Source organism: Paenarthrobacter sp. NPDC089675, assembly GCF_044749185.1.
Classification (GTDB): Bacteria; Actinomycetota; Actinomycetes; order Actinomycetales; family Micrococcaceae; genus Arthrobacter.
The window spans coordinates 22209-36714 of the sequence record NZ_JBIVHM010000012.1 but is presented as its reverse complement, the minus strand read 5'-3'; the positions used below and the strand labels follow the sequence as shown (position 1 = coordinate 36714).

The following is a 14506-nucleotide window of genomic DNA, read 5'->3' as shown; positions in this document are numbered from 1 at the left end:
AACTATCGGGCTATTGTTTATTATGCGCAGTTACCGTATGGTCTATTGGGTAACTGATGAAAGAGAGCTCTAGCGTGCGCATTCTGCCTGTTGACGAATCCGGTATCGCCCCCCGGCGAAGTGAGACCTGGGCGAGGCTTGCGCATCGGGTCTCTGCGTTCTTTGGCGTTGATTTGGGTGAGGCGCCGGCCGGTCAGACGTGGCTCGCGGAGTACAACAGCCTCACGTCCGCTGAAATCGCCCGAGGTGGGCTGCTTCCATCCCGCGAGTGGCATGAGCGGGTCCATGGTGAGTGGCTCGCTGCTCATAAGGGCGGGAAAATCGCGTTGGGCGACTCGCCCTTGCTTCCGAAAAATACCTTCTGGATTGCCGGTCATGCATTGATCCGGGGAACGGGGGGCGGGGAACCTGCCTTGCGTGACGCGGTTCCTGTGACCGAAGGTATCCATGAAATTGCGCCGGCGACCACCGGTCGTTTCGGCCCGGACCGTAAAGCAGCTCTCGTACTGGCAGGAGCCAATGAAGCCTTCGCTAGCCTGCTACCGGTATTTCACGATGTCATTGGCACGATCCTGAGTCGGCAACCAGAGCTGCAGTTCCGTGTGAAGATCACGTTGTGGGCATCCTTGGTCCTGGAGGCATACCGGAGCCAACCCTGCCTTTTTGCCGCCTCAGCGCAGGCCAGAGCCATCCAGCGTGCCCTCTCCCTCCCTTGGGCGCCTGCCAGTATCGTCGAGCCGATCGCCAGAAGCGAATTCGGCTCCACGGACGGCCAGAGCAGCGGGCAGGATCCAGATCTTGAACCACGGGAACTCAACGTCCTCGACCGCACGCTCAAGGCTTGTTTGGGCGATGAGAGGGATCCCTACATGCGCGATGAGCTAGTCTCGCGCTGGGTCAGGCATCTACTGGAAAGCCCGGATCGCGGGGTTGTGTGGGTTACCGAAACAGCCCCCGGTCGGCGCGAAGCTGAAGTGCTGCTCTCAACCGTGGATTCCATCCGATCCTTCCTCGAGACGACCGAGCAACCCGAATCATATGAGAGTGACCACTGGAGCACGCTTTGCCCCGTGGCACCGGATAAAGATGAAATTGCCTGGATGCCGCAGAAGAGCCGACAGGCTCTTATCTGGTCTCTCGTGCAGACCTACAGAATCCTCCGGGACGACCCCAAGATTGAGGATGAAGATTTCCGACGACACGTCACGGAGCAGATGGCCAAAGCAACCGCTCTGTCCGCAGCCGTCCTGGGCCCGGCGCATCCCCTGACCTACTTCGCAGCCAACCGCCATGCGCTTGCTCAACAGCGCGATTTGCGGCAGGACGATCCCAAGGCCTCGATCGAGGCAGGATTGGAAGTAAACAGGACAGCGGCACGCCTGTCCGAGCTTCAGCACGCTGGCATGGTGTCCGGCGCGTTCTATGCGGAGGTCCTCGTAGCCTCCTCGGCAGCGATCCGGCTTTCCATGGCGGACGCGGAAGCCAGTGGCCAGCACGAGCTGGCCACAGAAATCCAGAACGATCTGAGATGGCTTTGGGACTCGGTCTTCAGCACGGTCGGGGTCGACCTGGACCGCGAGCTGGAGAACGCCCGGCATGGACAGACCTCGACCCTGTTGGCTGCCCTCTCACCCCATGTGCACAACTATGCTCGATTCCTGTGCGATCTCGACGATATTCAGGCCAAGGAGCGCGCACTGGTTCTCATGGAGTCCGTGGTCATCCCCGCGCGGGAAGGCCTCGCCCGTGCCCGGAAAACAGAGCGGCCGTTGCGACTTTCTCTGCAGGTCGCCGTGCAGGTCATCGACGCACTCCTGACAGCAGGCCAGCACCCGCCCGAAACCCAGAAAAACTGGGCCAAGCAGGCATGGGAATACACACACCGTCTCATCCGGATGCCTTATGTTCAGGAGACCTTAGCGAATCAGCAGAGTCTGACGACTTCCCGAGCAGCGGCATTAACAGCAGTCGTCAGAGGCTGGCTTGTCGCACTCGAGAATGAGGTTGGCGATTCAGACGTAAGCCTCGGTCAGGTCCGCGAACAGATTGAAAAATTGGCAAGGTTCAACAGTGTTGACCTGAATAGGCCTCTGCCAAGCCCCGCCTCGGAAGCACTACTCACCGTGGAGAGGCTCCATACCCGCCTGCTGAACATAGGAGTAGTCGCAGAAGCCCTGTCGGTCTTGGCGCGTGCCAACTTCATCGCCGATATCCCGATTCTGAGCGCGGAACCGCCCTCGCCGGCAGCAACGGATGCAGCCACTGCAGACCTACGCTTGGCGCTGGTCCGTGGCGAAAAGGATGAGCGGGACCGGCACTCCAGCGATGAGCTTCAGTGGACTCATGAGATGAGCGACCCTGAGACTTTCATCGCACTGCGTGGAACGCCACGACGTCATATCGACCGGTGGCCCGCTCTTCGCCTCCGGTGGACCGGGAGTGGTGAAGGGACAATCCAGGTTTCCATGGTGCAGCCGTTCATTAGCCCTTCCGTCGCCTCCGTTACTGCGACGATCACTCTAGGGGATGCGACCTACCAGGTCCCCCTGACATGGGAAGACGAACCAGGACAAATCGTCGAACTCCAGGGAAGCGTCACCGGAGTTCCCAAACCCTCAGTCAACCAGTCCCAGGTAGAGGTGGTGGTTCATGGAAGAACAAAGTAAGTCCATGACATGGTTGAGGTGGTTTGACATCGCCGTGTCTTTGGGAAACCAGCGGCGGGCCGCCGAGATGCTGGCCGAACTGATCCTGGCGGACAGCGTCCTACTCCTCTCCCCTGACGATCCACAACCGACCTATCTCCCCGAAGGGCAGCCTCCTAAATCCGTGCTGCGGGCGGCTGGAACGAAACTGATCGAGTTAAGCGACGCAGCTGCCCGGGATGATACTGCCGACGCGTGGCGCAGTCTTGGCCTCATCGCGAAAACGTGCAGGCCCCAACGTCAAGGGGACGACGACTCCGAGCTGTTTCAGGCCACACGGAGTGCTGAAGAAGCTGCCAGACTTGCCCTCGGCACGGATCCGGTCATCGAATGCTTCGCCCTGCAGAGGCTCAGCACCTGGCAGCGCGACGTTTTCCTCCTTCAAGAATCCCTGGAAACTGCAGAGCGGATGGCGGAAATAGCAAGCCAGGGACTTTCATCGAAGGAGGAATTTGTCCTCCCAGCACTTCTACCTGAAGCCAGCTGGCTCTCGGACCCAAGCCTGCAGCTGCGTGCCTTCAAGGTTTCCGCTCACGCTCGGAGCGCCATCGCCGCCCGCTTCCTGAGCGCCATCCCACGGGCCATCGCCGAGCGTGAAAAGCAGGTCCACGCCGCCGAGGCACTATCGACCCAGCGCCCGGGCACCTTGGCCGACGCCCTCGGGCAACGCGCCCTGCTGGCAAGGCACATTGGGGATGTCAGGACTTCGATCGCTGTGCTGGACAAGCAGTCGCAGCACTGCACCAAGTATCCCACTTTTGAATCCACGAGCGTCATGCACCGCAGTCAAGCGGCCCAGGCCCGGTTCCTCGACGACTGGGCCGCCGAACGGCAGCACCTGCTCGCCCGATTGGTTGTAGCCCTAGGAGCTGAGAATGAAGACGGGGTGAAGGCCGAACCCCAGTCCGTAATGGATGCCGTGGATCGGCTCTACGCGCTGGACCGTGGCAGGTCACTTCGCGCCATCGGCAACATTGCGTTTGAACTGGGACGCAATCTAATCGACTCCGGCCTGGTTAGCGATGATCCGGTAGCTTCAAAGGAAGCTGAAGGGTGGCTGGACTGCGCTCTTTGGGCGTGGCGGGACATAGCCATGAACGGCAAGGTCGCCGTTGAATTCCGGGCCTTGGAGCTGGCGGCCATCCAAGGCAAAGGCGGCCCTGCAGATGAAATCGGCCGGCGGATGCTCGAAAGCAGCCGAGCCTGGCGGCGACCTGTCGGTCGTCGTCGGGCCGCTATAAAGGCCGCGGAATTTGGAGCAGCGGGAGACCCTGCGATCCTGGAGCGGCTGGAAGAGCTTCATAAGGAAGCAAGTAACATCGACGCGGCCCACTTGGCCGCTGGCCTGGCCCTTTGGCATCTGCGGGCCGGCGACGCAGCAGATTCCAGACGAGTGACGCTGTGGCAAACAGCAGTTCAATATTCGGACGAAGCTGTTGCAGGCCTTTCCCTTGAGGGGCCCGGACCCGCTGTGGTGTTATTGGATGCCCCAGCGTACGTAGGGGCACTCCAGACCAAGGCAGAAGCGCTCCAGCGTTTGGCGATGCGCGCTGAAATTGGCGACCGAGCTCAAGAACTTCGAGTCCGCATTCAGACTCTTCCCGGGATTGCGCGACGCGTCTCAACCGCCAGCACCGCCGAACAGAAACGCGCTGTCTGGAACACCTATGCCGGCTGGCTCGTGGACACCGCTGTATTGGCTGTGGAGTTGCAGGATTCAAAGGCAGCCGACATAGTGGCAGAGGTCGCCCGTAGGGACACGGTAGGAGTCGTCCTGCGTTCCATGTCGGAGGCGCCGGAACTGGCCCGGCTGGCCCGTCAACTCACTGCGACCCTGCGCGCTGTCTCAGCAGCGGCGGATCCAGACGAAGTTCCGCCGCAGATTCCTCGCGAGTCCAAGGACCAGGCCCGCTCAGTTGCAACGCAGCTGGATGAAACCCTTGATGTCGTCGGTACCGTTGTCGGGCCGGTCGCACGCGCGCTTTTCGACCCTGAGGCCGTCCTGTCAGCCTCGGCACAGAAGGTACTCGACCGGACTGCGGCCCCTTCTGCCGCGGTTCTGTCACTATGGCTCATGGCCGGCAACAGACTGATGCGGCGGCTGGTCTGGCGTGCACCGGATGGGCGAGTCAGCGAGACGTTGGACATAACGGATGCTCCTGCTTATCTTGGCGCTCTCTCGCCTAATGCTGCGCGGAACCCCGATGTGCTGGACGCTCAACTCCGGCACGCGCGCGATGTCCTGCTCCCTGCCTCGCTGCTGTCCCTGCTCAGGCAGTCCGATTCGGACTACCCGCTTGCTTTGACCATTGTGCCGACCGGGCTGCTGGACGTTCCATTCGCCGCACTCGAGGTCGACGACAAATGCCTCCTGCTTGATGTTGCCTCGATAACGCTGATCCAGTCACTTCAAACGGCTCTGTCCCTGGGAACGGATCAACCAGGAGAGGACCCTGCTCTGCATCTGGCATCCTTTGATACCGATAGATTCAGCCATGCCAAGAGTGAATTGGAGGCATTGCGTTGCCATGTCCCGCACGTACGCGAGGCGAACAGTCTTGAGGACCTGCGGCAGTCCCTAAATGCACTGGACAGGCGCGGTAATGAGGGCTTGCTTGTCCTCGCCCTGCACGGCATCGCTGGCAACGACGGCTGGTCCCAAGCCAAAGTACTGCCCAGTGGGGAACACCTCACCACCGCCCACGTCCTGCAGTGGTCCATGCCAAGGCTCGTCGTCGGGCCCTCCTGCTACACCGGCATCCACGCAGATTACATGGGTGAAATGGGCGGATTCCCATTGGCGTTCCAACTACGGGGAGCTTCGCACGTCATCGGCACCCTCACTGAGGTCTACGACGAGGCGACCAGCCAGATCATGGCTCATTTCTACGCATATATTGCAGGCGGCGTGGAACCTGCAGCAGCGCTGAGGCTGGCACAACGGGCCTGGATCGCTGTCGATCCCGCCGATCGCCTCCCTCGCATCGAGCTTTGGTCATATCTGGTCGCCTACGGACTTCCTGAAGGGGTCGTAAGGTGATGGGGGTACGGCATGCGGAACTCGTGACGGCACTTACTGACCTCGCAAGATCGGCGCCGACAACAAAATTAGCCACTCCGTTAGCTGTCGGCCACCACCTGCGTCGACTCCGCGAACTCATCGCTGACCCCAAGGGCCCTGCATATCCCGAAGCGTTCGAGTTTCCGCCCGTGCCGGTCGACGAGATCCAGCCTCGTTTCGAGCGCGTCCTCAAGCTGGCAAGAGATCTTGATGACGCGTATCTACGCGAGATCGTTATCGCGGATGCAACATCCACCTGGGAACAGAGCACTGCTATCGCCTCACGCACCCCGTCACGAGTCACGGCGTGGGCGCAGGGCCAGGATGGCCTGCCGTCGGATGAGACGATGGACGCAGCCTGGCGCATACTTGCCAAACCACTCGAACCACCCCAGCAAGCGGCGACTTCCTTGGCCGAAGATCTTGTCAGTGCCATGCAGGAAGCCTTGGACTATTACTCCCTTTCACACTGGACTATCGAGGTGTCAGAAAATATGGGAGCCCGCGCCTCCGTGGCGGGCCGCTTCAACAAAATACGCGTCCGCAAGGACCTGATGCTCGAATCAGCCGACCTACGTAGACTTGTCATTCACGAAATCGGCGGCCACGTTCTGAGGTGGGAAAACGCACGCGCCCAACCGGAACCTCTACTTAGCATTCCACTAGGAAGTACCGTTGCCACCGAAGAAGGCCTGGCAGTGCTGCTTGAACAGGAAATGGGTCTTATCGACGAGAGACAAATGCGAATCTATGCCGCACGCGTCATCGGCGTAGCACTTTCCGTGGACGCGGGTATCGTGGACGTCGGCCGCCAACTCGCCGAAATCGTTGGGCCTGAAGCCGCCGCCGAAATTGCCCTGCGATGCAAAAGGGGCCTGCCGGACCCCAACCAGGCTGGCGGCCCAACGAAAGACCATGGTTACCTAACCGGCTACCTCACGGCGCTGGGGCTGGACCCACGAAAGCTACAGATGCTTCGTAGTGTCAAATGGTCATTTCAAAGACTGCCCGAGATCCAATATCTGGCCGAACAACAACTTTGGGTACCACCGCTGCTGGATCCCCAGGCAGCATTTGCCTCGCACCGATAATCACCGGAAAAGCAGATTTCGTAACCTCAAGGTTCGCCGTCTCGAAACCCAAGAAGATGAGGCGTCCCATCCAAGAAGCGGCCGCTACCGGAGTGGTGCACACTGACTCCTTGCCTCCCGGGTCTCCGCAGGGTGGCCAACCTCGTAGTTGGATGCCTTGCCCGGAGGTTGTCCGCACACTCAGTAGAATCAGCCCATTACAAGACGTTAGGGGATTGCACGAATGGCGACGTCAGAAGGGTCTGTGGTTACCGCAGGGATTCGGTCGTGAAGCCCGTCATCCTGCTGGACGTCGACGGTGTCCTTAACCCTGTCGTGCACCCGGGCCGCGGTGGGGAACAACCAACGTTGCGACTCTCCAATCAGAAGAAGGCATTGGTTCTTAGGTTGGCCCGTATCGGCCGAATCGCGTGGATCTCGACCTGGCCGGCTGATGCCGTCGCCGGGTTGGAGGGCCAGTTGGGCCTTGGCGTTGAAGCGCTGCGGGTTGTGATGATTTTTCGTCGGGCGGATGCGGATGTGCCGACACCAAAGCTGTCTTCCCTGAAGCGTTGGCTGTCCCGGATGGAGGCACTCGAGGAAGCTGACTGGGACTGTGTGGTGTGGATTGATGATGTTCTCGGCCCGGACGCTAGGGCCTGGGCAGAGGGATATAAGCACCCAGTTCATCTCGTGCAGCCCCACCCAGGCCCAGGACTCACCGAAGATCAGGTAAGGGGCATTGAGGCCTTCGTCACCGAAGGCGAAAGCTAACTGGCGGCCTCATTATTCGCTGCTTTCACGGGGCCGGGGCGGCTCCCTGCTTAATATGGGTCCTGTCTAATCGGGAATGGGTTCAGAGGCCACGTCACGCCTGCTGGCTAAGGGTGCTTTTCGGCTTGCCCCTGGAGTTGGCTCCGACCTCTACGGGGAATGACTCCATGTGAAGAATGGGGCGGCGTGCCTCATAATCCTTGGGATATGAGACATCGCCTACTACTGCGGAGGATACGCCGCCGGGCGCATGGCGCGCTTCGACGGGACCAAACAAGGCCTGGCGCTCTGGCTCTGGGGCATCATCATCGCGGTCCTGGTCGCTGTCCTCGCCGCGGTCGCCGGAGCCCAGTTCAACATCCTCGGAAGCCTCGGCGGCGCCCCGCACATCCCGGTCGACGGACCTGCTGACCGCCGGCGGGCTCATCGGCCTGGCCATCGCTTTGATCGTGCCCCTGGTAGGGGCCATCCTCGGCGGAAAGGCCGGCATGCACTTCCACCGCAAAATCGACCAAACCCGCATCACCTATGACCAATAGAATCAAAGCCACCCAGCGCCAAGGGTCTGCTGCATAATCCATACCTTGCAGCTAGTCTTAGGCCCACTCGATGCTTTGGGGGGCGTGAATGGAACCGGTCACTGTTGATGGCGGCAAGGGCACAGTCGGGCTCGATGCCGGGGGATTCTTCCATCTGGTGTGGAAGCCAGGGACTGCTTTGGTCGCCGGGGACGTTCACGCGGCAATACAGAGAATCAATGAGCTCGCCGACGGCGCCGAATACCCGATGCTGATTGACATCACCAATACCCGGTCGATCACCCGGGCCAAATCCGTTTTCAGCACCAAGTGCGCTGCTTCGCGGATTGCCTTGCTCGGAGCGAACCCGGTCAATCGGGTCATCGCGAACTTTGCCGTCTCACGACGTACCCTCCCTTGCCCGACCCGTTTCTTCGCATCACGCGATGAGGCGATGCACTGGCTTCTGCACGCACCGACCCCCTAATGTTGAGGGCTTTGTGCCGGTCCAGGTCCGAAGGCGCTCAGCGGAGCGGGGGACTGCCTGGCTGTATCGTTGGGTGCGTGCCAGCAGGAACCAGCCCACTTCCCTCCGGACCATTCGCCGCAGCCAAGCTGATCGTGGCCTACCACCGCGCCCACGGCGTTCTGCCCACGGTCGCTGGAGCCCCGGGCAGTGACGAGGCCGAGTTGTACCGGGCTTTAAGGAGGCTGCGTTTGCTCCACGACCAAGGAAGGCTCGAAACAAAAGCGGCCGAGGTCCTCGACAAGAGGATTCCGGGGTGGGAAGACGGTTATAGCTACAACAGCGAACGCTTGTGGCGGCAACGCCGGGACGAACTCATCCGCTGGATGAAGAAGGCCAAACGTCTCCCGCATCCCGGCTCCGGGGACGAGGTTGAGCGGGCTTTGGCCGCGTGGATATCTGCCTACCGAAAGCACGCCCGGTACGGCCGGCATCCCGACCGGATCAGGGAACTCGACACCAAAATTCCCGGATGGAACGAACCTCGCAAAGGGACACCGCGAACCTGACGCTTGGCCGCCAAAAAGGGGGCCGCACCCTCAGGGGTTTCTGGTGCCCGTTTTATGGGAAGAATAGGCACATGTGCGGCAGATATGTGATGTCCAAGGCAACCAGCGATCTCTTGAGCCACTTCGAGGCCAAGGAGGTCGAGGGCAGCCCGCCAGGGCCGAGCTGGAACGTCGCCCCACCCAGAACGTACCGATCGTGGCCGAACGCCTGGACGAAGGCACCATTGACCGGCGCCTGCTCATCGCCCGGTGGGGCCTGATCCCGTCCTGGGCCAAGGACGCCAAGATCGGCTCCAAGCTCATCAACGCGCGCAGCGAGTCCATCCTGGAGAAGCCGTCGTTCCGGTCCGCAGCGGTCAAGCGCAGGGCCATCGTCCCCGCCGAGGGGTACTACGAATGGCAGAAGACCGAGGACGGGAAGAAGATCCCGAACTACCTGTACTCCGAGAAGGAACCCCTGCTGGGGTTCGCCGGCCTCTACGAATTCTGGCCCGACCCCGAACTGCCCGAGGACGACCCGGAACGGTGGCTCCTGTCCTGCACCGTACTCACCACAACCACCCAGGACGCCCTGGGCCATGTCCATGACCGGTCCCCGGTCATCATCCCGAAAGACCGATACGCGGAATGGCTGGACCCGGACCTGACCGACAAGGCAGACGTCCAACACCTGCTGGACTCGCTGCCCGAACCAACGCTGATGCCCCGGATTGTCAGCACCCGCGTGAACAGCGTCCGCAACAACGGGCCTGAACTGATCAAACCAGCCGAGTAGCTCGCACGTTGGCTTCACCGGTATTCCTGACAGGAGAAGCCCTGCGCCAGCTGACGCTGTGCAGGGCTTCTCTTCACTGGGGGAGTGCCGGTTGAGCCGGAGCTCTATCCGGGGACATTCCTGGGGTCATTGCCGTAGCTGTTCTTCTCGGAGATGGTGCCATCCTGGTTCTTGATGACGTGCTCCACTTTGTCCTTCATGGCCGCCTCGCGGCCCTGGGCCGTGGCTTCGGCCTTCGTGCCGCCGGTTGTGAAGGCCCTATCAGCGCCCTCGCGCTTGTTCTTCCACGTGCCGTCCTCGTAATACGTCTCGATGTCACCTTGCGCCACGATGGGTCCCTTCGATCAGAATCATTTACGTTCGCCACAATACAGAGAAATAGTAAGGGCCCCTTCGCTTTCCAGGCGTTCAGGACGTACGGATGACGATCGCGTGGGATCCTTCCGGGATCTGCGCCTCGGCAGCGGTTTTGGCTTCCGGGTACGTCTGGCCTTCGGCCTCGACGTGACTGCGTTCGCCGTTGCCGGCTTCTACGGTCAGGGTCACTTTCACTCCCATATCTCAGGCCGCCATCTCAGCGCGGATCCGGCCCAACGCCGCCCACAGTGGGGCCGGCTCGTGGGTGTTCCGCAGGTCCACCGGACGCCGCCCGTTCAGGGCGGGGGAGGGGACCATCATCCACAGGGCGAAATAGTTGTGGGGGATCCTCCACGCCAACGCCCGTTCGAACAGGCCGCGCACCACGGGGTTCAGGGCGAGGTCGGCTTGGAACTGGTAGCCGGGGCAAAAGGTTCCTTCTCCGATGAACACCCGGACCAGCTGCTGCATGAGGGGTTCGGGATCCTCGTGCACGGCGGAGAGGCGTTCCCGGACCTGTTTCAAGCCGGGCAGGCCGAATTCCTCACGGGTCCGGTCCCAGAGCTGGTCCGGAATGGGGGAGCGGTACAGGTTCGCTGGCACTAGTTGATTGATTCCAGTTGCCACTGCGTAGCCAAAGGCTCCCGCCGCAGCGTGAACGTGCGCAGCTCCGCACCGGCGGACGGCAGCACGGCTTGGACCTGCCAGTGCTCGACACTGACCAGGTCGCCGGTTCCGACGGCGGCCCTGTTCCGGGTTTCCCACCATGCGTCCCTGGTGAACCAGTGAGCTGTGTGCACGTCCGGATCGACCATCCAGATCCGGCCGTCGTGCCGGATCGCCAACGGCGTCCCGTCTGGGCTGAACCGGGCCTCGACGTCTGCGCGGGTTTGTGGTTTTTCGGGGGCAAGAGTCATGGGTGGACTCTCCTTTCATACATGGCGCCGGTCAGGCGGCTTTGACGAGGGGAAGTTCGTCCCAGTGGGTGGTGTACCTGGGGGAGAGCATGTCGCGTTTCATGGACCAATCCGGACCGCCCTTGATCCCGGCATGGCCCAGGCCAATGGATCCGCGGCCGTACCGTTTGGCCACGTCCTCGAGCAGGATCCCGATGCCGCGTTCTTCGTGCGGGTTCTCGAACAGCTCCAAGGGTTTCTGGTTCCCGGACGGGCGCAGGTCGGTGACCATGATCCCGGCCCTGACGTACTTCACGCCCTCGAACACCTGGGGCAGCAGGGCGTGGGCTGCCTTGGTCAGGATCACCGGGTCAGCGGTCGGCATCGGCAATGCCAGACAGACCGACGGGAAGGACTTCTCGTTCGGGTTGAAGTGCGACGTCGCCGCGAACGCGATCAACACCTTCGCTTGCAGATCATGTTTGGCCAGCCGGGCCGAGGCCATTTGCGCGTACACGCTCATGACCTGCCGCAACCCCGCCGTCGTCGTGATCGGTGTCGAGAACGAGCGGGAGAAGATCAGCTGGTCACGGCCTACCCGTTCCTCTCCCATCGGGATACACGGGGTACCCTGCAGTTCCAGGACGGTGCGCATCATGACGATGGAGAACTTGTCCCTGATCGCGACTGGGTTCGCACGGGCCAAGTCGGCGATGGTGAAGATCCCCATCGCGTTCAGCCGCTTGGTCAACCGGGTGGCCACGCCCCAGATTTCGATCACGGACAACCGGGCCATGAGCGCTTCGCGCTGCTCCACCGGGACTGATTCCCACCGGCACACCCCACCGAATGCGGGGTTGTTCTTCGCCCACTTGTTGCACAGCTTCGCCAGCGTCTTGGTGGGCGCGATACCGACGCAGACCGGCACGCCGACGTTCCGCCTGCACGCGGCCTTCATCTCCCGGCCCAGGGCCAGTAGCTCGTCCGGTTCGCCCTTGACACCGAGGAACGCCTCGTCGATGGAGTAGACCTCCAACCAGGCCGAGTAGCGGCCCAGCAGTTCCATCACCCGGGCGCTGATGTCGCCGTAGAGTTCGTAGTTGCTCGACAGGGCCACCAGGCCCCATTCCTTAGCCCGGGCCCGGAGCTTGAACCACGGCTCGCCCATGGCAATGCCCAGCTGCTTGGCTTCCGGGGACCGGGTAACGGCGCAGCCGTCATTGTTGGAAAGCACAATGACCGGCCGGCCCTCCAAGGAAGGGTTGAAGGCGCGCTCGGCCGAGGCGTAAAAGCAGTTCACGTCCACATGCGCGATCTCCTGCATCCGGCGCATCACCGCAGGCCTAGACATGGTGCAGGCACCTCGTGGCCACGCCCCAGATCGTCAGATCCGATAGCGCCGGAACCTCAATATCCGGAAATAGTGGATTGTCGGCCCGCAGCACCACCCCCGTAGGTGTGATCCGCAGCCGCTTGATCGTCAGCTCGCCGTCCAGGACGGCCACGACCACCGAACCGTCCTTCGGTTCCAGTGCCCGGTTCACCACCAGCTCGTCGCCGTCGCTGATCCCGGCCCGCTCCATGGATTGCCCGGTCACCCGGACAATGAACGTGCTGGTCACATCCTTGACCAGATGGGCGTTGAGGTCGATGCGGCCGTCAAAGTAGTCCTGGGCGGGCGAGGGATAGCCGGCGGCCACCGCTACCGGTGCCACCAACACCGTCACCGCAGAGAGTCCCGCATCTATCACACGGGGGCCAACTATCACGCCCACAACACACCTTTTATTCGAAACTATGTTCGAATAACAGTACTCTGAAGGGGCGACAAAATAGCCTCCGAGGGCGGCAGTAGGCCCCATCTGCCTCGGCGGCTTCAACTTGCCTACCGGCGGGCCGGTTCCAGATCGCAGTGCCGTCCTGAGTAGGGGTGGTGTAAGAGGTGTCAAATACCCGAAGCTTCATAAGACCGACGCTACGAATGTTGGGGAAGGGCTTGGGCGCAACTCTCGTAGGCTCCGAATCGTCTGCGCTGCAACTTTCCTGCTGTATGAAGATTCTGACTACATCTTTCCCGTAGTTCGAAAACCCCACCACTTCTTAAACCATAAAAAAGTGTCCATAAGTTCATGAAAAACTAGCTGACCACATTATTAGAGTCATGAAAATTTTCCAATGAAGATTCATGTTTATTTTTTTTCTGTAGAACATGATTGCATGATCACATGATTGCGATACTCTATAAGTACCGCGAAACCCTATGATCCTGAGGTTAGCGACCTACGCAGCGGGATCATCTGGGGAAAGACAGCGCGGTGGCCCAGCGGGAACTGGACCACCACGTGTTTGATGGGTTAACCGATCAAGTCTTTCACTGCGGCAGCGAGAACAGCAGCAGCCGTGCAGACGCCTATTGCCAAGCGAAGCAACTTGAGGCGCCGCACGGCTGCTTGCGTTTTAGCTAGCTCCGGATCGACATCACAGATAAGACCCACCCCCTTTCAGCCAGAACCCGCCATAGGGTGGCGGGTTATCCGTGCCCCAAGGAGTTGGGGTAACACAAGGATAAACCCATTCTGAGCTTTAGGGAAATAGCAAAAGAATGTGAATTCAACGGGTTTGGCGCTGCCTCCAGACTTCTTTCATAAACTCGCAAGATTCGGGGCGCCGATGACCTCACCCCCCTCGAGTGGGTTGGGGGGTCGGGGGTCCGACCCCCCAACCCAGGCGAACCTACTTTGGACCCGAACCCCTTCATCGATTCAGTAGCGCACCGTGCACCGCTCCCTTGTCGGAATACCGACAGTTCTAGTGCCCCGGCGGGGTGTGACGTGGACGGGTTGCACACCAATGTGAACAGCTTTGAGCTGTGCGGAGGGCTCCACCTGACCCCCGTGGGCACAACCGGTCCACCGCGGGAAGGTGAGTTAGCGGTTTGCCTGCCCAACTCACGCCCTGTCCGCGTGGAAAGGACCGTGGAGCGGCCAACGATCCGCAGCGTCCCATCGACCGGCAAGCCGGCGATGATCGCTTGCGGTTGCGTGACCGGGCCGATGACGGCAGCACAGACCGCATCAAAGGTGCTTTTGTCTTCAACTTCAACCACGATCGCGAGCCGTCGTATGCCTGTGATCCGCCCTTGAACACCAGCCCTTCCATCCCTGTGGCGGGCAGATCCTTCAACCAGGTCTTGGCCAGCTCCATGTCGGTGGTGGTGGGGGAGAGGTTCAGCGGCGCGGTCCATTCCCGGGCCAGCTCTTCGAGCAGCTGCCGCCGCCCAGTGAACGGCACCGAGCGGATGTCCTGCCCGGCAGT

14 protein-coding genes are annotated in these 14506 nt (G+C 61.2%); 7 read left to right on the top strand and 7 right to left on the bottom strand.

Annotation, left to right across the window (positions count from 1 at the left end):
- Positions 1-74: 74 nt before the first annotated feature.
- The 4 genes from ACIPY2_RS19800 (at position 75) to ACIPY2_RS19785 (ending at position 7610) form a co-directional block, all read left to right on the top strand.
- Complete coding sequence (locus ACIPY2_RS19800) at positions 75-2666, top strand: hypothetical protein (RefSeq protein ID WP_400268112.1); 2592 nt, start codon at positions 75-77, stop codon at positions 2664-2666.
- 4 nt (positions 2667-2670) lie between these two features.
- Positions 2671-5745, top strand: a complete 3075-nt coding sequence (locus ACIPY2_RS19795) for a CHAT domain-containing protein (RefSeq protein WP_400268111.1) — start codon at positions 2671-2673, stop codon at positions 5743-5745.
- Between the two features lie 170 nt (positions 5746-5915).
- Positions 5916-6857 carry a tyrosine/phenylalanine carboxypeptidase domain-containing protein gene (locus tag ACIPY2_RS19790; RefSeq protein ID WP_400268110.1) on the top strand — a complete coding sequence of 314 codons (942 nt, stop codon included), beginning with the start codon at positions 5916-5918 and terminating at the stop codon, positions 6855-6857.
- Between the two features lie 267 nt (positions 6858-7124).
- A complete protein-coding gene (locus ACIPY2_RS19785; protein WP_400268109.1) occupies positions 7125-7610 on the top strand; it encodes an HAD domain-containing protein in 486 nt (161 codons plus the stop codon).
- Between the two features lie 94 nt (positions 7611-7704).
- Here ACIPY2_RS19785 and ACIPY2_RS19780 read toward each other — a convergent pair whose 3' ends face one another.
- On the bottom strand, positions 7705-8037 hold the full coding sequence (locus tag ACIPY2_RS19780; RefSeq protein ID WP_400268108.1) for a hypothetical protein: 333 nt from the start codon (positions 8035-8037) through the stop codon (positions 7705-7707).
- A 200-nt stretch (positions 8038-8237) separates the two neighbouring features.
- Here ACIPY2_RS19780 and ACIPY2_RS19775 point away from each other — a divergent pair, with 200 nt between their 5' ends.
- The 3 genes from ACIPY2_RS19775 (at position 8238) to ACIPY2_RS19765 (ending at position 9938) form a co-directional block, all read left to right on the top strand.
- Positions 8238-8615 (top strand): STAS/SEC14 domain-containing protein, encoded by a 378-nt coding sequence (locus tag ACIPY2_RS19775; protein WP_400268107.1) that lies wholly within the window; start codon positions 8238-8240, stop codon positions 8613-8615.
- Between the two features lie 77 nt (positions 8616-8692).
- A complete protein-coding gene (locus ACIPY2_RS19770; protein WP_400268106.1) occupies positions 8693-9163 on the top strand; it encodes a hypothetical protein in 471 nt (156 codons plus the stop codon).
- A 196-nt stretch (positions 9164-9359) separates the two neighbouring features.
- Complete coding sequence (locus ACIPY2_RS19765) at positions 9360-9938, top strand: SOS response-associated peptidase (protein ID WP_400268105.1); 579 nt, start codon at positions 9360-9362, stop codon at positions 9936-9938.
- Positions 9939-10042: 104 nt separating this feature from the next.
- On the opposite strand, the gene ACIPY2_RS19760 is transcribed toward ACIPY2_RS19765, so the two are convergent.
- The 6 genes from ACIPY2_RS19760 to ACIPY2_RS19735 all read right to left on the bottom strand — a co-directional run bounded on the left by ACIPY2_RS19760 (position 10043) and on the right by ACIPY2_RS19735 (position 12966).
- Positions 10043-10267, bottom strand: a complete 225-nt coding sequence (locus ACIPY2_RS19760; protein WP_400268104.1) for a DUF2188 domain-containing protein — start codon at positions 10265-10267, stop codon at positions 10043-10045.
- Positions 10268-10346: 79 nt separating this feature from the next.
- Positions 10347-10484, bottom strand: coding sequence for a hypothetical protein (locus ACIPY2_RS19755; RefSeq protein WP_400268103.1), 138 nt, complete (start codon positions 10482-10484; stop codon positions 10347-10349).
- Between the two features lie 15 nt (positions 10485-10499).
- On the bottom strand, positions 10500-10898 hold the full coding sequence (locus tag ACIPY2_RS19750; RefSeq protein WP_400268102.1) for a hypothetical protein: 399 nt from the start codon (positions 10896-10898) through the stop codon (positions 10500-10502).
- On the bottom strand, positions 10898-11212 hold the full coding sequence (locus ACIPY2_RS19745; RefSeq protein WP_400268101.1) for a hypothetical protein: 315 nt from the start codon (positions 11210-11212) through the stop codon (positions 10898-10900). Before ACIPY2_RS19745 ends, ACIPY2_RS19750 begins: the two co-directional genes overlap by 1 nt.
- Before the next feature lie 31 nt (positions 11213-11243).
- A complete protein-coding gene (locus ACIPY2_RS19740; protein ID WP_400268100.1) occupies positions 11244-12542 on the bottom strand; it encodes a Y-family DNA polymerase in 1299 nt (432 codons plus the stop codon).
- The gene (locus ACIPY2_RS19735; protein ID WP_400268099.1) at positions 12535-12966 is read right to left on the bottom strand and encodes a LexA family protein; all 432 of its coding nucleotides are present in this window, start codon (positions 12964-12966) and stop codon (positions 12535-12537) included. The genes ACIPY2_RS19740 and ACIPY2_RS19735 overlap by 8 nt, the downstream gene beginning before the upstream one ends.
- Between the last annotated feature and the right edge of the window lie 1540 nt (positions 12967-14506).

Bases quoted from the DNA above. Each gene is read 5' to 3' on its own strand.
- ACIPY2_RS19780 (WP_400268108.1), bottom strand. From the start codon at position 8,037: ATGAGCCCGCCGGCGGTCAGCAGGTCCGTCGACCGGGATGTGCGGGGC.
- ACIPY2_RS19775 (WP_400268107.1), top strand. From the start codon at position 8,238: ATGGAACCGGTCACTGTTGATGGCGGCAAGGGCACAGTCGGGCTCGAT.
- ACIPY2_RS19795 (WP_400268111.1), top strand. From the start codon at position 2,671: ATGACATGGTTGAGGTGGTTTGACATCGCCGTGTCTTTGGGAAACCAG.
- ACIPY2_RS19740 (WP_400268100.1), bottom strand. From the start codon at position 12,542: ATGTCTAGGCCTGCGGTGATGCGCCGGATGCAGGAGATCGCGCATGTG.
- ACIPY2_RS19745 (WP_400268101.1), bottom strand. From the start codon at position 11,212: ATGACTCTTGCCCCCGAAAAACCACAAACCCGCGCAGACGTCGAGGCC.